This is a genomic window from Fusibacter sp. 3D3, assembly GCF_001748365.1.
In the GTDB taxonomy this organism is placed as follows: Bacteria; Bacillota; Clostridia; order Peptostreptococcales; family Acidaminobacteraceae; genus Fusibacter_A.
In genome coordinates this window covers 202,379-220,972 of record NZ_BDHH01000003.1, presented here as the reverse complement: position 1 = coordinate 220,972, position 18,594 = coordinate 202,379, and the positions used below count along the sequence as shown (strand labels likewise).

At 37.2% G+C, this 18,594-nt stretch carries 15 protein-coding genes; 5 read left to right on the top strand and 10 right to left on the bottom strand.

What is annotated here, in order from left to right; translation table 11 throughout:
• Positions 1-2: 2 nt before the first annotated feature.
• The 6 genes from F3D3_RS04925 to F3D3_RS04900 all read right to left on the bottom strand — a co-directional run bounded on the left by F3D3_RS04925 (position 3) and on the right by F3D3_RS04900 (position 9,875).
• Entirely contained in the window at positions 3-2,414 is a 2,412-nt protein-coding gene (locus F3D3_RS04925; RefSeq protein ID WP_084388831.1) for a 3-hydroxyacyl-CoA dehydrogenase/enoyl-CoA hydratase family protein, read from the bottom strand.
• 429 nt (positions 2,415-2,843) lie between these two features.
• The gene (locus tag F3D3_RS04920; protein ID WP_069871737.1) at positions 2,844-4,415 is read right to left on the bottom strand and encodes a hypothetical protein; all 1,572 of its coding nucleotides are present in this window, start codon (positions 4,413-4,415) and stop codon (positions 2,844-2,846) included.
• A 399-nt stretch (positions 4,416-4,814) separates the two neighbouring features.
• Complete coding sequence (locus F3D3_RS04915; RefSeq protein ID WP_069871736.1) at positions 4,815-5,018, bottom strand: stalk domain-containing protein; 204 nt, start codon at positions 5,016-5,018, stop codon at positions 4,815-4,817.
• 32 nt (positions 5,019-5,050) lie between these two features.
• A complete protein-coding gene (gene thrC, locus F3D3_RS04910) occupies positions 5,051-6,541 on the bottom strand; it encodes a threonine synthase (RefSeq protein WP_069871734.1) in 1,491 nt (496 codons plus the stop codon).
• Between the two features lie 302 nt (positions 6,542-6,843).
• Entirely contained in the window at positions 6,844-9,267 is a 2,424-nt protein-coding gene (locus F3D3_RS04905; protein ID WP_242877079.1) for a flavocytochrome c, read from the bottom strand.
• 8 nt (positions 9,268-9,275) lie between these two features.
• On the bottom strand, positions 9,276-9,875 hold the full coding sequence (locus F3D3_RS04900) for an NADPH-dependent FMN reductase (RefSeq protein WP_069871731.1): 600 nt from the start codon (positions 9,873-9,875) through the stop codon (positions 9,276-9,278).
• Between the two features lie 166 nt (positions 9,876-10,041).
• Here F3D3_RS04900 and F3D3_RS04895 point away from each other — a divergent pair, with 166 nt between their 5' ends.
• Both F3D3_RS04895 and F3D3_RS04890 read left to right on the top strand, forming a co-directional pair.
• Positions 10,042-10,980 (top strand): LysR family transcriptional regulator, encoded by a 939-nt coding sequence (locus tag F3D3_RS04895; protein WP_069871730.1) that lies wholly within the window; start codon positions 10,042-10,044, stop codon positions 10,978-10,980.
• Between the two features lies 1 nt (position 10,981).
• Entirely contained in the window at positions 10,982-11,920 is a 939-nt protein-coding gene (locus tag F3D3_RS04890; protein WP_069871728.1) for an FAD:protein FMN transferase, read from the top strand.
• 8 nt (positions 11,921-11,928) lie between these two features.
• On the opposite strand, the gene F3D3_RS04885 is transcribed toward F3D3_RS04890, so the two are convergent.
• The gene (locus F3D3_RS04885) at positions 11,929-12,351 is read right to left on the bottom strand and encodes a GNAT family N-acetyltransferase (RefSeq protein ID WP_069871726.1); all 423 of its coding nucleotides are present in this window, start codon (positions 12,349-12,351) and stop codon (positions 11,929-11,931) included.
• Between the two features lie 104 nt (positions 12,352-12,455).
• Between F3D3_RS04885 and trkA the strand changes: the two genes are divergently transcribed.
• From trkA to F3D3_RS23690, 3 genes are all read left to right on the top strand, one after another.
• A complete protein-coding gene (trkA, locus tag F3D3_RS04880; protein ID WP_069871724.1) occupies positions 12,456-13,805 on the top strand; it encodes a Trk system potassium transporter TrkA in 1,350 nt (449 codons plus the stop codon).
• On the top strand, positions 13,805-15,250 hold the full coding sequence (locus F3D3_RS04875; protein ID WP_069871723.1) for a TrkH family potassium uptake protein: 1,446 nt from the start codon (positions 13,805-13,807) through the stop codon (positions 15,248-15,250). Before trkA ends, F3D3_RS04875 begins: the two co-directional genes overlap by 1 nt.
• A gap of 73 nt (positions 15,251-15,323) precedes the next feature.
• A complete protein-coding gene (locus F3D3_RS23690) occupies positions 15,324-15,545 on the top strand; it encodes a hypothetical protein (RefSeq protein WP_139132019.1) in 222 nt (73 codons plus the stop codon).
• Between the two features lie 312 nt (positions 15,546-15,857).
• Here F3D3_RS23690 and F3D3_RS04870 read toward each other — a convergent pair whose 3' ends face one another.
• The 3 genes from F3D3_RS04870 to F3D3_RS04865 form a co-directional block, all read right to left on the bottom strand.
• The gene (locus tag F3D3_RS04870) at positions 15,858-17,291 is read right to left on the bottom strand and encodes a toll/interleukin-1 receptor domain-containing protein (protein WP_069871721.1); all 1,434 of its coding nucleotides are present in this window, start codon (positions 17,289-17,291) and stop codon (positions 15,858-15,860) included.
• 22 nt (positions 17,292-17,313) lie between these two features.
• Positions 17,314-17,484 (bottom strand): BsuBI/PstI family type II restriction endonuclease, encoded by a 171-nt coding sequence (locus tag F3D3_RS23240; protein ID WP_084388830.1) that lies wholly within the window; start codon positions 17,482-17,484, stop codon positions 17,314-17,316.
• A gap of 146 nt (positions 17,485-17,630) precedes the next feature.
• On the bottom strand, positions 17,631-18,533 hold the full coding sequence (locus F3D3_RS04865; RefSeq protein ID WP_069871719.1) for a hypothetical protein: 903 nt from the start codon (positions 18,531-18,533) through the stop codon (positions 17,631-17,633).
• Between the last annotated feature and the right edge of the window lie 61 nt (positions 18,534-18,594).

Here is an 18,594-nt window from a genome sequence, read left to right as displayed (position 1 = left end):
CCCTAATTTCGCAATGGTTTTCCTCTTGTCAACATATGTCGAATGCGTTCTTGGGTCTTCGCTTCACCACAAAGACTTAAAAATATTTCTCTTTCTAAGTCCAGAATTGTTTCTTCGTTCATTACCGTATTGGATAGAACATTGCCACCGGTTAAAATATAAGCGACTTTTTCTGCAAGCATGCCGTCATATGCCGATATAAAATGACCGTCTACCATCTGCATAATCTCCAGCTTAATCGCTGCGAATCCCGTTTTACCAGTCATGTTGATCGGTGTCTTCAAATTACCCATGTAGGCCGTCTGTGAAAGCTTTATGACTTCATTTTTAGCATCTGTCAGTTGTAAATCTGCATTCATATTAAAGACGTCTCCCAATCGCACAAACCCTAGTTTTTTAGCATCGTAACCACTGCTAGAAACTTTGGCCATAGCAATATTTCGCCAAATCCGTTTAACATGAGTAACGCGTTCTGCTAATGGTGCTTTGTCCATATCTAACATTGCTCTTGCAAGTAACTCTTTACAGCCACCACCACCAGGTATAAGGCCTACCCCAAGTTCAACGAGCCCCATATACGTTTCCGCTGTAACCACTTGACGATGTGCATGCAATGCCATTTCAGCACCGCCACCTAAGGTCATGCCTCTTGGTGCCGATACAACGGGTTTATGGCAATACTTTAAAGCGAGATTTGCATATTGAAAATCATGAATAAGCGTTTCAAGTGCCTTCCAAGCCTTTTTCTCTGCAAGTTCCCCAATCAAGGCCAGATCTGCACCCGCAGAAAAGTTTTTAGATTGATTGCCAATTACCAAACCTTTAAAATCACCATTTTCAACAATTTCAACTGATTTGTTAATCATTTCTATTACGCCGCGATTAACCGTATTGCCCTTGGTTTTGAAGGTAAGACAAGCAACGCCATCCCCTAAATCCACAAGTGAGGCATCCTCATTTGATCTTAAAATAGTATCAGACTTGCGATCCAAGACAATATAAGATTTCGTCTCATCAATATCTTCATAAAAAGTCTTATGGCCTGCCTCAAGGTGCTTTATAACCCATTCAGGTACCGCTTCACCTTCAGCTTGCATACGCTTAACGGTTTTTGAAACACCTAGAGCATCCCATATTTCAAAAGGTCCTAACTGCCAGTTAAAGCCCCATTTCATGCCGTTATCGATTTCAGTAACACGATCTGCTATTTCAGGCATACAATAAGCACTGTAGAGTAAATTTGCTTTAATCACATCCCAGATAAAATGCTGTTCTTCCGCATCACCCCATACTACCAAATTAAGCTTTTCTGCTAATGTGTCACCTTCTTTAACGACCTTCATAATATCAAGTTCTACTTTTGAAATTTCTGTATAAGATTCAGTATCACAATCCCATACACTTTTTACAACACCTTGAGCGGTCTTTTGTTTTTTATAAAAACCATTGCCAACTTTATCGCCGTAGTAACCCATTGATGCTAATTTTCTGACATAATCCGGTACACGATAAACTTTGGCCTCATAAGTTGACGTGATATTATTCATCACATTGTCTGCCACATGCAAAAGTATATCCAGACCCACCATATCGATGGTTTTAAACGTCGCCGTCTTAGGTCTTCCAATAATCTCACCACTGAGCATGTCCGACTTTGGAATACTATATTGATACTTTTCGGCAAGCTGCATCACAGCAACATTAGCCTGTGCTCCAATCCTATTGGCAATAAAATTTGGTGTATCTTTTGCATATACAACGCCTTTCCCTAGAAGCTTTGTCGCATATACCGTCATAAAATCAACAATAGACGGTGCTGTTTCGGCAGTCGGAATAATTTCGAATAGTTTCATGTAGCGCGGTGGGTTAAAAAAGTGTGTCCCTAAAAATCGTTTTTTAAATTCTTCGTCAAATGGTTCCGCAATTTTTCGAATAGAAACACCCGATGTGTTCGATGATATAATGGTTTTTTCTCCTATATAGGGCCTCATTTTTTTAAAGAGTTGTTGTTTTACTTCTAATTCTTCTAAGACAACTTCCAATACCCAGTCACAATCTTTTAAAAGTGATAAATCATCTTCAATATTTCCAGTGGTAATAAGATCACCAAAGTCTTTGTGATAAATGGCACGATTTCTTGGGTTCAATACTTTTTCCTTACCAGCTACGGCAAATTTATCTCGAAATACTTTGTCCGAATTCGACAGCCCTTTTTCTATCTCTTCTGGACTCAGTTCATTCGGTAAAATATCCAACAAAATGACTGGCGTTCCAGTCCCTGCGATTAATGCGGCAATGCTGGCACCCATAACACCTGCACCAATAATCGCAACTCGGTTCATTTGATATTGCATCCGTTTCACTTCCTTTATTAGATTTTGATACACCATTCTATAACGCAATATGGATGCCAATATTAAAAATGCCTCCTAGGTGTTGAAGTTCCTATGTTCATAAAGTTATACAAAACCGTGCCACATCGTGCCAATTGTGTGCGGTTGTGCCTTGTGGCACAATTTTGGCACAGTTTTGTTTCAATTTAAAATAAGATTGCGCCCATGCTGGGCACACCATAAAAAAACTTCCATCCCAAAAGGAATAGAAGTTTTACGAGTATTTTTATTATTAACTTAAAGGCCTAAATCTTCATCACTTAGCAATACTTCTACAGCTAGGCCCATCATAAATGCCCACAGCGTCACAATGCCTTTACAACGCTCTCTGAACTTCTACAATCATAACACTGCTCTTCTCGAATTAAACAAGGTGTTTTTTATGCCTAACTGGATGATCACACAAAAACACATCCATGATAAATGAACTGCTATTAATTTTATATCTTATTACTCTATACAACGTACAAACACTTTAAACAGCTCTGCCTCACCACTTTGGCCATATCGATAAGGCACTAAGGCATATCCTGAAACTTTATAAAGACCTACGCCTTCGCCAAACTTTATGATGGCGTCAAATTGGGTATCTTTAATTTCTATACTCTGAGAATTGATTTCAACAAACTGCTGACTTGTTTCATCCAGCTTTTTAATTTCTACTCTCATATAATTATTGTCTGCACCTGTTAGTTCCCCTAATAAAGGAATTTCACTTTCTGCCGTTTCAACATAACCCTGCAACGGTTTAGAAATTTTAATCCATGTGAACGGTCCTATCATATTCTCGAGATTAAGGCTGTTCAACTCATAATCTGGTGTGATATTCTTAATCGTTTTTAACATTAATATGCGCCCGTCATATACCACCGTCATTTCCAGTTCATTATGACCACTTGCTAGCATTACACTTGCTTGATGCACAAACTTACCGGTTTCCATATCCGAATGTCCGCTCATATTGCTGTGTAAATCTAATGTCTTATTGTAAACGAAACAATTATACGCACTTGGGTCATCATCTATACTAGAATGTATCGTGAACTGTTCCCCCATGATCTCATAAATCCCATAATCTTTCACGGTGTAATCTGAATAGGTCAAATGTAGATTTCCAGTTTGTTCATCCCATGCTTTCCGTAAACCAAATACAAAATCAGCATCCAAATCACTGATATAAAGCACACCTTTTTTTTCAATAGGTTTTATATCTAGATCATCTGTTTGATATAAAAGCCCTGAAAAATACCGCTGAACTTTACTGGTCTTCCCATTAACTTTGAAACTGTAGTTGTCTTTTTGAATGGTAAAGACAGGCTCATTTTTAGTACCACCTTCTGTAATGTTGTATCCCAATTTTCTAGCTAGGAATTCAAGCGATATCATCGCAAACTGATTATTAAAACCCACTTCTTCGCCTTCAAAATAGTATTTTTGATCCTCAAAATTGAGATCTAAATTAACTGTTGCTATTTTTTCAATTTTGATGGCACAATTGTCAGTTTTATCGTCTTCTGCCACAGTGGTTTCTCCGCTTGCAGGCACATTAGATGTAAAACGGATTGTCCGTGCGTTCGGATTCCACTGAACATCTCCCCATACAGCTAAATCACTTACAAGAATCGCTGTGCTCCCATCAATATTATAGGCCTGAACGTTTTCGCCATCGATATAAGTTTTAATATCCGTATATAGTACATCCCCCAATTTTTTACCCACAACAATCTTTTCAGATTTATTGACAGCCAGTGGTTTTATGTTTCTTTTATTATTTCTAGTAACAATCAATGTTTTCTCTACAGGATTCCAAACCACATCAAAGCCATAGTTTCTCAAGTCTTCTGCTACCACAACGGTGTAGCCACTAATATTCATAGAGGGTATTGGAAACCCGTCAATAGTGGCTTCTATATCGGTCTCAAGAACTTGATCCACGACAGCCCCTACAGATACTTGACCTGCATAAGTTAACGGTGAGATACACAGACAAAGTAATAACATCATTAAGATTTTCATATTCATAATCATACTCCTTATTCTTTTCGTTTTTATTATAAGCTCAAAAGCCTGAAAGCCTCTACTTATAAGGACATTCACTTTTTAATGCTTCATATGCTACACACATGAATACGCCTCCCTTGTAATTTAAAGCTAAGCCTTTAACAATCTATATTATAATTTTATCATTTTGAGCCGCTTTTTTCTCAATAAATTAGAATTGGCTAAAATTTATAAACTCTTTATTTTTTTTACGGGAGATTTCATGATAGAACCAAATCAAACTTAATTCTATTTGAACCTTCTCCTAATTAAAAAAACACAATCTCCCTTCAAGATTAATTCAGTAGGGGGATTGTGTTTTTGTGCTTCACTTAAATGAACTTAAATTGACCTAAATAGACTTAAATTTCTTGCAGCCTTCTATTCTTCAAATATGACGACCACTTCTTTAGTGCTATTGATCCCATTTACGGTGCAGTTTAAGTTTTCTGCAGCAAATTTAACTGGCACAAATGTACGTCCATTTTTAGAAACAGGTGCAACATCCTTTTGGGTACTCACTTTTTTGCCTTGTCTTTTTAATGAATTCCCAAGTTCATATAACCTCTCTAAAATCCGATTCATGGCTCCGATTTATTTCTTGTATATCTGATTTCCTATTTTTCATCTAAGATATTTAAAATCTCATTGGGCATGGTTTGAGGTCTACAGAAACGTTTATGAAGGATTTTTCGATCACCTAAGCCTTCAATTTGCTTTGGCACCTCTATACCTGTTTGATGGGAGAGTTCTGCAATAAGATTTAGTTCGTCAGTCTCTGTTTGACCAAACAAGGCTTTGTAAACACTGCCTGTAAATTTAAAAGGACTCGCTGTTGATAGAATCACACTTTTGCTCTCATCGTCTGTTGCTTTAACATAGTCTTCATAGACCTTGTAGGCTACAGCTGTATGGGTATCAAGTAGATATCCCTCTTCTTCATAGACTTTTTTAACCGTTTGGCTCGTGTCCGATTCTGAGCAGTAAGATGACCAAAATTGGTCTTTGATTTTTGCCTTGATTTCATCAGTCACTTCATATTTTTTATTTTTTTTGAGTTGGTCCATGAGTTCTGCCACATAGGCGTTATCTTTATCGCTCATAAAATAAAGCAATCTTTCAAGGTTACTTGAGATCAAAATATCCATTGAAGGCGACATCGTTTTCTTAAAGTCCCTATTGATGTCATAAACCCCTGTATTTAGAAAGTCATATAAGACGTTATTTTCATTAGCCGCACAAATGAGTTTACCCACCGGTAAACCTAAAGTCTTAGCAAAGTAGCCCGCAAGAATATTACCGAAATTACCTGTTGGAATGACAAAGTTAATCTTGTCCCCTAACTTAATCTGATCTTTTTTCACCATATCAGCATAAGTCGAAAAATAGTATGAAATTTGAGGCACAAGTCTCCCAATATTGATAGAATTAGCTGATGAAAATTTCATGCCCTTAGCAGACAATTTCGCTCTTAAGTCTTGATCATTAAAAATCGCTTTAACCGCTGATTGAGCATCATCAAAGTTACCTTCTACAGCGACCACATGGGTATTGGCACCATCTGTTGTTAGCATTTGCATTTCTTGAACCTTGCTGACACCATCATTAGGATAAAAGACAATAATTTGAGTACCCTCAACGTCTTTAAAGCCTTCAAGTGCCGCTTTTCCAGTATCACCAGAAGTCGCTGTTAAAATGACAATCTCTTCTTTCATGCGACAATTGCTTTGCGCCTTTTTCATCAAATGCGGCAAAATAGATAGGGCAATATCTTTAAAGGCAATGGTCGACCCATGGAAAAGCTCCATAATATAAGTCTCTCCCACTTTTTTTACAGGGACAATCTCAGGATCATCAAACTTGCTATCATAAGCCTTCATAACTGAATCGTTAATCTGTTCTTCTGAGAAATCAGTAAAAAAAAGACTCAAGACTTTTTTAGCCGTTTCATGAAAATTAAGGCTACACATTTCTTTAATATCAAGACCAAGCCCGTCAATTTCTCTTGGTACGAATAAACCACCATCATCTGAAAGACCTTTAACAACTGCTTCTGATGGGCGTACATTTACACGATTATCTCGTGTACTTTCGTATTTTAAACTCATGATTCCCTCCACATAAAAGCTTCTATAGTAGATGTTAATTTTTATCTACATATTACGTTGTTAATTATAATATACCGCTTTTTCAATAATTACAAGTCCATTATTATAAATAGGAATCGGAATTTTACGCTTTTAATAGGTTGTCGCTTCACGGCGGACAATTCAAATTAAAATAATTATACTTTTTTGATGGGCATGTTTTTAGATGTTATCACTTGTTTATAAAAAAAGTCCCGATCAAATTTTCTGCTCAGAACTTTTTTAAGGTATTAATTATTTTATGATTTTTTAAGATCACCCAATTACATTTCTTCAACTGCTGTTTTTCCAGCGATTCTACCAAACGTAAAAATATCGGTGAGTGCATTACCCCCAAGACGGTTGCCCGCATGAATGCCACCTGCAACTTCTCCAGCAGCATATAGATTTTTAATTGGATTGCCTTTTTCATCTAATACACGGGTAGAGGTATCAATTTTTAACCCGCCCATTGTATGGTGAACAGCTGGTTTTCTTGGTGTTGCATAAAAAGGTGCTTTTTCTACTTTTAAGCTGAACGTATCTTTGTGGAATTCAGGATCTGCACCCGCATCAACATATGAATTGTATTTTCTTACAGTGTCCGCAAGAATATCTGGATTCATACCGACTTTTTCAGCAAGTTCTTCAATTGTATCTGCTTTAAAGAGTGTTCCTGCTGCCACTTGGAGCTCTAATTTTTCCTCGCTTGTATTGGCAGCTGTTTTCTTGATTTCACTGTCCGCGATAAGGTAGAATAACCCACCTTGCTCAATCGCCGCTTTGGTTAATACATCTCTGCCCGAGAACTCGTTGATAAATCTCTTACCTTCTGTATTAACGATGACGAAGTTTTCTGGCGGCACTTGAATACCGCTGAAGAGTTCGCCAGTTTCTGGGTCAGCTACTGGCATCATCTGTGTAAAGCCCATGCCTGTAAGTGCGGCGCCCACTGATTGACCAAGTAAAATCCCATCGCCAGTCATTGCATATGAGTTTGTCGTTCTGATATTATCGTCAATTTCTTGCCAGTAGGTGTTGTATGCTTTAAGCATTTTGGTATTAGCACCGAAACCGCCACTTGCAAGTACCACTTTTTTAGCATGGATTGTAATCTTTTGACCATTCTCTCCTGTTGCAATCACACCTTTAATTTCGCCATCCTCTAGGATGAATTCTTTTACAGGACTATCTGTAATGATTTTGCCTGAGTTCGCTTCAACATAGTCTCTTAGGGCTAAAATAAATGCAGTCCCATAGCTCTTAACAGGCTTATGTCCACGACGCCACAATGCGCCTACTGGTGCAAAAACGATACTTTTATCATATGCAACACCGATTTCTTCAAGCCATTTGACACTTTCAAGCGCACGGTCGGTCATAATTTTTACCAGGTCATATTGACCATAGATATTATTGCCATGAAGGTCAGTTCGCTTACCACCAAAATAAGTCTGCATTCTATGAAGTAACGGTGAATCAAAAAGGTGTCCTTTTACATCTGCAAACTTTTCTTTATAGGCTTCAAATTCTTTCTTTAGGGCTCTAAAATCTTCTAAATACTCAGCGTGAATCTGATTTTCATCAGTAGAAAGTAAATGCTCTATAGTCGTTCTCTCACCAGGATTTTCCTCAAATCCAGTTTGCCACTCTGGGTCAGCTGCATTGACTGGACCACCTGAACGGATAGTATTACCACCCACTGCTGGGTATTTTTCAATAACAATTGTATCTGCACCCTTTTGAAGGGCTGTTGCCGCAGCACTGAGACCCGCGCCACCGCCACCTACGACGACGACGTCACAAGTGTACTCTTCATCCTCTTTGTTTAGAGCACTTGGTGGTTTAGGGCGTCTTTTTAAGATATCAGGGTTAACACCTGCAAGTTTAATCGCTTTCGCAACGCCATCAAGTACGGCATTACTCGTTTCTGAAGCACCTGAAATCGCATCTACATTAAGCGTTTGCCCTTCGAGGATTCGATCTGGAATTCTTATGAAAACAACATCTGCAAGGCCTTCTGTCTCACCTTCTCTGTCAATTTCTATAGTCTCAATACGCTTTTCGCTGAAAGTCACCTTCATCGGTAGACTACCACCATGTCCTAGTGTACTTACCTCATAATCACCTGGGTTAAACTCAAACGCTTCCTCTTCATTTAAAAGGTTTGCAATTTTTGAAAAACGCATAAAACGCAAGAAACAAATTTCTAGGAAATCAATCGTTCTTTCGCTATTGAGGTCGCCGTTTTCATCAAAAGCCTTGTGGGTATTCCCAAGTAAGAATTCATAACCCGGCATCACATTAGCATCGACACCTGGTGCATCTAAAATCTGGCGAAGATGTAATTGTGCACGTGATGACCCTTGTACATCTCTTGACGCTCCAAGAACCATTACAGGCTTTCCTACTAGAGGATGAAGCTCAAAGCTAAGCCATTCAATAAGGCTTTTGAGGCTTGATGGAATTGAGTGGTTATACTCTGGCGTTGCAATAATCACCCCATCACACTCAGTGATTTTATCATTAAACATCTGTAGAATTTCTGTATTGGATTGGTCATCTGATTGGTTAAACATTGGGACATCTGCTATGTCCATAATTTCAATTTCAGCTTTTTCTTTAAAATACTTTTTCATAAACTGAAGGAGTGAACGGTTATATGATTTTTTCGCACTCGTTCCAGCAATCGCAATAAATTTCATCATGTTCTCTCCTATTCTTGCCAAGTAAATTTTTTATCTTTATTAATGACTGCTTTTTCCGCTAGTAACTCGGAAGTAATTTTTGTAAAAAGTAAAAACTCTCTAAAGACTTCATTGAGTTCTGCTCGTTTTTCAGGGTATTTTAGCTTCCCAGCATAATCAAATGCGTCTTGTGATTTTCCAAGAAGAAACTCACTGCTCGGCATGATTCTCGCTGCAAGTTCAGGTGAATCAAGAATTTGTCTGAGGTGAGCCTGTGCTCTAGAAGACCCCAATATCCCATGAGATGCCCCTACGATTAAAACGGGTTTGTCTTTAAGCACCTGACTTGTATAACTGATCCATTCAAGTGCACTTTTTAATACTGCAGGAATAGCATGGTCATATTCTGGTGTTGCGAGTATAACCCCATCAGCCTCCATGATTTTTTCTGATAATTCTACGACAGTTTCAGGCACATTGTCATCTTCTGGCTCATAAAAGGCAGGTAATGCCTTGATTTCACAAAGCGCTATATCAGCATCATTTACAAAGTGCTTTTGCATGAATTGAAGCAACATACGATTCGTCGACACATCCGCATTCGTGCCTACAATTGCTAAATATTTCATTGGTTTCCCCTTTCAGTATGGAAATAATATTCTATTACATCTAATTGATATAATTTTAACACATTCATAAAATTCTATCTAATAGTTATATATTGAACTTTGATAACAAATTTGTTATCATCAATCATAAACAAAATCTATCATCACTTAGCAAGAGGCGGTATATATGTCACAAAATAGCCCACAGAACACCCTATATTATATCGACGCTATACTTAAGTACAGCAATTATGGTAAGGCAGCCAAGGCACTTTACGTCTCTCAACCCTACCTAACACAGGTTATCAAACGCGTCGAAAAGCAACTTGAATGTGAACTCATTAACAGGAGTGAACTCCCTTATCGCCTAACCGAACAAGGTAAAATATATTATGAATACTTAACCTCATTAGAAAATCGTTATTCGAGATTTCTACGTGAAATATCAGCTATTGCCAATCTTGGTAAGCAAGTGATTAAAATTGGAATTCTCCCTAGTCTTGGCACTTACCTCTTGCCGTTATTGCTTCCTCATTTTTTAAAAAACTATCCGGACTGTAAGCTTGAGCTCTCTGAAGATTTACCTGAAAAAAATGAGAAACGCGCATTAAGCGGAGAACTGGATTTTTGGATTGGACAAAATTCTAGAAACATCTCTCCAAATCTGAGTTCGACCATTTTAGGCAAAAACAGCTACAGTGCCATTATCCCGCGCTCGTGTACGCTCTATAGAGAAGGTGTTGCAATTATTGATGAAGGGATTTATGACATGAAAACCTTACTCTGCCAAAACCTCATTTTAACCCGTAAGGGGTCTTCCATAAGAAGCCAAATAGATCAGCTTTTGAGCGTTTATAAAATCACGCCTAAAATTATCCTTGAAAGCACTGAAATTCACACCATTCAAAAGCTTGCTATAAATGATATGGGCTTGACCTTCATCCCTGAGAGCATTATCGTAGCGCCCTGTCCAGAAAAATACAATCTCTACCAGGTGCCAGTAGATGAACTGAGTTTGGATTTTTTTATAGCATATCACTCAGACCGGCCGCTCTCAGAAATAGATTTGGCACTTATAAATGCGTTCTCTATTGGCGCAGAAAACGATTTGAATTCAGGAGAATAAGATGGAAACTTCTAAAAAAACACTTTATCTCATGGGAACGGTCATTAAGCTATATTTAATAAGTGAGCGCGCTGAAGCCCTTTTAGATGAGGCTTCAAAGATGCTTAGTACATTCGAACAGGTCTTTAGTGCCAACAGCGACAGTTCACCACTTGCCAACCTAAAAGAGACTGCTTATAAAGTGCCTCAAAAGGTGACTTCAGATTTATTTGAGCTCATAAAGATCGGAAAAGCACACAGCCAAGCAGATGATAGTCTCTTAAATATTGCAATTGGACCCCTTACAAGACTGTGGCATATTGGATTTGAAGATGCATGTGTCCCTAGCCACGAAGAGATTGAAGCTGTGCTCGGCCTTATAAAAGCAGAACACATCTCCCTAGATGAAGAACACAAGACTGTTTTTTTTGAGAAAGAAGGCATGACAATAGACCTCGGCGCCATTGCCAAGGGCTATTTCTGTGATAAAATTATGGCTTTTTTTAAAGAAAACAGGGCTGTTTCAGCGATGGTGGATTTAGGGGGCAACGTACTCGTCTATGGCGATTCACCTAAAGGAAATGCCAAGTGGCAAGTGGGTATCCAAAACCCATTTCTACCTAGAGGCAATTTGGTTGCCAGTGTCAGCGTTAAAAACCAATCGGTGGTCACTTCAGGGATTTATGAGCGCATCTTTAAAATTGATGGAAAGACCTACCACCATATTTTCGACAGTAAAACGGGTTACCCTATAAAAACCAATATCGCCTCTCTGACGATCATTGCTGATAAGTCCCTTGATTGCGATCTCTACACGACAAAATTCTTTGGCCTTGATGTCAGTACTATTTTACAAAAGGTAAATCATATTGAGGGCATGGCGGCTATCGTCATCACTACAGATGGCAGGATGGCACATACCCATAATCTTAAAGGGAAAATACAATACAATAACATTTGAACCTTAGTTCAATAACAAAAGAAGACACAGCGTACTGGGCTATAAAACTCCAGTTGATTAAGCAAGCACTCCTTTATATAAAATAAACACGCAGAAAGATTGTTGTCTTGACCGATTGTATAAATCCCTCGATAACCGTTTTCGACAGCTATTTTCTTGCCCTCAACCAGCAATAGATTTCCTATTCCATGACCTCGATATTCATTACATACTTTTAAGTCAACAAGATATAAGTATTGGAGCAAATCATGCCTATAAACCGCAAGTCCTACACACTTTCCGCACTCATTATAGGCTCCAACAAAGAAACACTCTTTTTTTAGTGCATCAAAATCGTAGTTCTCATTTGGAAATGTCATCTCGCTAATTTTATCTTTCTCAAATTTTAAAGTTGTGTAGGCCCATTTGCTACCATCGTAGGTAGGTATCATTTTTTTTGGAAATGCTTCTAGTTACCTAAAAAAAATTTGATAATACCTATTTTTTCTAATACAATGCTTGTAGACGACACAAAAAATCAAAAGGTTGGTCACATATGAAAGTTATGATTATCGGAGCAGGAAAATTAGGTAAAAAAATAGCAGCTGCACTCAATGGTGAAATACACGTAACACTAATGGACAACAATCCTTTAGTTTTAGATCGCTTAAAAGATCATATGGATGTATTAACAGTACATGCAAATGGTGCTAGAAAAGACATATTGGAAGAAATGAATATTGAAACTTATGATTTAACCATAGCTGTTACCAGCAGCGATGAAGCCAACATTCTCATTAGTTCCATGTCAAAAAATCTAGGTTCTAAACGCAGCATCGCTCGAATCAGGAATCCAGAGTACGCTTCACAACTTGACTTTTTTAAGAAACACTACAACATTGATTACGTTATCAATCCTGAGCTATCCACTGCGAATATGATACTGCGCTATTTAATGGAAAGCTACACTTTCTATTTTGATGATTACGCAAAGGGAAAAGTTTCAGTTGTAAACTTTAATATTAAAAATATTTCAAACTTTGTTAACAAGTCAATTAGTGATCTTGATCACTTAGACGATCTGGTAATCGCAGCTATTTCACGTAATGGAAATATTATCATTCCACATGGTGATACTATTTTGCAGGAAAACGACACTATTTATGTTGTTGGACAACGTAATAAAATTCACGGTTTAGCAAAAGTATTGAAATCTTCAGTCGACAATAAAAACATTCGTAAAGTCATGATTCTAGGTGGCAGTAAAATCGGATACTACCTTGCAAAATCTCTCACTAAAAAAGGGGTCAGTGTTAAAATCATTGAATCTGATTTAGACCGCTGCAAAGAGCTTTCTGAACTGCTACCAAATAACGCTCTCATCATACACGGTGAAGGAACGGATATTGATTTGCTAGAAGAAGATTTGGCTGACATGGATGCCTTCATCGGTTGTACAGGCTTTGATGAAGAAAATCTATTCATGTCTTTACGTGCAAAGCAACTCAATATAGGCAAAGTTATTGCTAAGATATCAAGACAAAGTTATGTCCATATTATCGAAAAGCTTGGAATCGATATGGCTATAAACCCTGTAAATATTACAGCCAGTGATATTCTTAAATACATCCGCGGCGGTAGAGTTGCTGCTGTTTCTTTGTTACTCGGTGGACAAGCAGAGGTCATGGAAATTATTGCCGATAAAAATTTGTCCATTATTAACAAACCACTAAAAAGTCTCAAGTTATCGCAAGGTATTATAATCGGCGCTATTGTCCATAAAGGCAACGTGATTATTCCACATGGTGAATCTAAAATCCAAGCCGGTGATAGAGTTGTCATATTCTCCATACTAGAGAAGGTACCTAAACTAAAAGCACTCCTGCAGTTAAAGGATGGGCTCTAATGAATAAACGCATAATTGTAAAAGTTCTTGGATATTTATTATTAATCCTAGCACTCAGTATGATTATTCCACTGCTTATTGCCGTTTCAAAGCAGCAATATGATATGATCCCATTCGCATTGAGTATTGGTATTACAGCACTTACAGGCGCTGGAATGTCTCAGATACCCATAAAAGGTAAGACCAAGATTAAAACACGAGATGGCCTCGCCATAGTGACTTTAGGTTGGCTTCTAGCATCAGCTTTTGGAGCCTTGCCATTTTATATTTCAGGCAGCATCCCAAGTTATGTGGATGCATTTTTCGAAACAGTTTCTGGATTTACCACAACGGGTGCAACCATAATAAACAATATTGAAGTCTTGCCAATGGGCATATTATTCTGGAGGTCCTTCACCCACTGGATTGGAGGCATGGGCATTCTTGTAGTGGCAATCGCCATTCTTCCTATGATGGGTTCTGGTGGTTTTCATGTTTTCAAAGCAGAAAGTCCAGGGCCTGTAGCTGATAGAATTGTTCCTCGTATTAAGGATACTGCTAAAATTCTGTATGTCACATACATCATCATTTCTTTGGCTGAATTTGTTCTGCTTCTTATAGGTGGCATGACCCCATTTGAGTCCGCAGTACACACCTTTGCTACTTTGGGCACCGGTGGATTTTCTACCAGAAATGCTAGTATTGGTGGATTTAACAACTCATATATTTATATCGTAATTTCTATTTTCATGATGATGTCAGGCACAAACTTCTCACTTTACTATGACGTGTATAAAGGTAAATGGCGCGATGTGCTTCGCAACAGCGAACTGAAATTTTACGTAGGCATTATTTTTGCATCGGTTCTTGCCATTACAATTAACATGAATATGAATCTTTATCACAACTGGTTTGAGTCCTTCCAGCACGCATTCTTTCAAGTAACCTCACTCATAACAACAACTGGTTACACATCCTTTGATTATGAACAGTGGACGACATTTTCAAAAGCAATACTATTTATGCTCATGTTTATTGGTGGTAGTGCCGGTTCAACGGGTGGTTCCATCAAGGTGGTTCGAATACTTGCCCTAATCAAACTTGTCCGTCGTGAATTTACGCGCATACTACACCCTAGATCCGTAGTAGCAGTAAAATTAAACAATCAAGCTGTTCCAGAAAATGTCCTTCTAAATATAGCAAGCTTCTTTATGTTATATGTACTCATATTCGTATTTGGAACAATGCTGATCTCATTTGAAGGTGTTAGTATGCTAAGTGCAAGCAGTGCTGTTGCAGCAACACTGGGCAACATTGGACCTGGTTTTGATTTCGTAGGTCCAACGAATACGTACTCGGAATTCTCAAATGCAGGTAAGCTCTTATTATCGTTCTTTATGCTTCTTGGTCGACTTGAATTATTTACAGTACTTGCACTATTGTCACCAAAGTTCTGGAGACAATAATCGATTAAAACAGATTTTGCTTATAAATTAGATTTTATATGGCAATTTGATATCCATTGACTTGCATGTCTATATGAAATACAATCAAACCGAAGAATTGTTTACCCGACAGGTAAATATTTCTTGTTCAGAGGATAATTTTTCTGCTTTGTCTGTCCAGCAATTTGCTCAACAAATATCATTGCCTGCAGGAATAGTTGTTGGTAGACTGCAACATGATGGGTATGTGCCATTTACAAACCTAAACAAAATGAAAATTAAACTAAATCAGTTTAATCAACTCATTATAGCCTAAGGCAAAGGATCACTCCAATGCCGAAGGCTATTTTTTTGTGTGAATTACATATCAAAGCCTTTACCGTTATTTATGATACGGTTCAGCGTGCTGTAATAGACTGCGGTTTTTTCTAGGTATTGAAATTTTTCATTTCTCACTTTACACGCCATTGATTAAAGCTTAAAATGACTTGGTTACTGCAAATCCTCAATGATACCAAAAGTATATAAACAGCTATACCATTGATATGATTATGGTTATAGCTGTTTTCTTCTATATACTCACCTTGGAGTCTTTATATTGTCATCCTACCTTGCATTGACTTGGCAATTAGTTTATACTACCAATTTCTTCTTCGCTAATGCTGCTCAGTATTACAGGAGCTGTATCGAATGAGCCATTGTACCTCATCTCCCGATTTAATTTGCAACTCGAGATTTTGCTTCTTAGTTCATTCATAGTTCTAGCGCCAAATAAAGGCATAATTTTTTCACAATATTTTTTTGACTTTAACTTTTGCCACATCGGCTGGTTACGTAAACAATGGTAGTAAGTTTGTGGGAACCATCCCCATCTATCTTCAGCCATCCCCAAAACTTCTGACATCTGATAAAGAACTACATCTGCATTTGATAATGTTTCTTTTGTGATAATTGGTTTCTTCTCTCGTTTCACTAAAATCTCACTAGTTAGTGAATAGAATTTAGGGTTTTCACATTTGGGCTTACATACTTCTTCTATAGTTCTAAGATAAAACCGAAACTTAACGAACGTGTGGTCTTTCAACTGCTTATCGTGAAAGTACTCACGTAAAAAATATGAGTGTGTTAAGATTTTATATAATGTTTCGTATTTTTCATAGTGTAGACAAATAGCCGTAGTACAAATAAACAGTTCCCATAAAGCAAAATTGTATATTTCAAACTCTGCATCACTATATGAACTTCTTCCAATAGTGTTATGTGTTTCATTGTAAAGCTGTTCAAATAATGAAGGTACAATGTCTTCAACAGAAAAATCATTATAAATGAGTGCTTCTAAGAACTCGATATAAAGGTCACGAACTATTTTTTCTTCATCAATTTGAATTAGTAATGCTTCATCATAAGACACTTTATCATTCTTTGGAATAGCTAGTAGTGCTGAACAAAATTCATCCTTGGCTTTTCTTATTAAAAAGTCAATTTTAGTTTGGCTGTCACTCTTGTTACCTCGAATTTGCTTAATTACATCTCTTATTGCTGATAAATCAATTGACTCATCTTCTAACCACTCAGGGACAGCACCTATAGCAGGCTTACGATATAACGGCTTATTGTGTATTGCTCGTAATAATTTTTCGTAATTTGCTTCATAACCATCATCTTCAAGTGAGAGGTCTATATAAATTCTTGATTTAATATATGCAGGACAATATGCCTTTAAGTTTTCATCAGTCTCGAAAATTACAGGTATAAACTTATCTTGTTCCATATTTCCATATATCTCAGGTGAGATGATGACCGTTTCATCACCAACACCACCGGCTCTACTGTTAGCTTTTTCGGTGTATACTTTATCACAAATAATTAGAACCTTAGTGACCTCAGGATTGTTAACAGATTGTTCCATAAAAGCATATTTATCTTGCCCTTCTTTCAAATCCCATTTGTCTAAAATAACATCAACACCGTTTGCTAGTAAGCGTTCTGCTAATTCAAGAACTTTTTCAGAACTTGACCACGAATAAGATATAAATATTTTCGGATTTGTTGCACCACTCATAGTATTGACCTCCCTTTATAAATCAATCTCTTGGACCTAAAAACTTGTCCCCATTAAGATGTACCATATGCTCTGGCATATCAGCTATCCAAACCTCTGTCTCCCATGACAAAGACTCTGAGAACTTCTTGTAGATTGCAAAGTTGAGAAATGCTGTGATGTATATCTTGCCGCACTTAACACTTGTTGTCATTTCGTTGATTTCTATAAAACTATAGATAACTTTGTAAAATCCGTAGTAGAGTTCATCTTAATAAATGATAATACTAAGCTAATTGAAATACAGTCAACTTAGACAGTTTAATTATTATTTTAGAAAAGGAGACTATCCCTCTTCTTTTAGTCTTTCTTTAGAGCAGCATCTTTTTGAATTGCTTCAAATGACTCTGACTTAATAAAACCCTCAAGGTCATCATCAATCCTTTTTATAATCTTCTCTTTCTGTTTCTCGCTCAAGTTATCTGATTTACCTTTTACTCTATTCATAATGTCAATCAACTCGTTACCACAAACACTTTGAATTATCTGATTTAAAGCTTCAATTCGACCAATTCCATTGATAATCTGAGTATTTTCCCAAACTTCTAACTTTCCCTTTTTATATAAAGTGAAAAGGACAATTCCCATCATATTGGTAATTGTTGCAAGAGTTCCTTCTGTTTTATTAAAGAAAGTGTAGCTAGTTTCACCTCGGTGAAATGTTGAATGCGGTTTTACTTCCTTTGGCATATTACTAAACTCTTTAATATCATCGAAGAAAAAAATGTGGTTCTCTATTCCTTCAACATTATTAGTTTTACCTAACAAATACTTTTTTATCTCGCTTTCTTTTTCAATAAAACAATTTAATGTATCTAGGTCAATCCCAACCTGCTCAGGATTTTGCACAAAGTCCAATATATCTTGATATAGGCTACGCCAACTTATTGAAGTTAGTAAGTAGTATAAATCTTCATCATAATCAAATTCTTTCACACTATTTTTTTGATATGGATAAAAAAAGTGATTTGCAAACTTAGTTTCCTTCTTGCTGAATAAATCCTCGCACTCTCCACAAAGCATATAATGCTTCTCACTATCCTGTATGACAGCATTAGGATTCTCAATACTTCTAATTTCTCCGTGGGCAGTTTTTTTCAAATGACGCATTACAAACTTTGGTATAATATGACTTTCTTCAAGCTCTCTAAAATTACCACATAATGCGCACGCTCTGACTGGTCTCACGCTAGATTTCCCCATAATTCCCCCTATGATTTATCTACATTTAGCAATCTGATAAATGGTCATATTCTGGTCATAG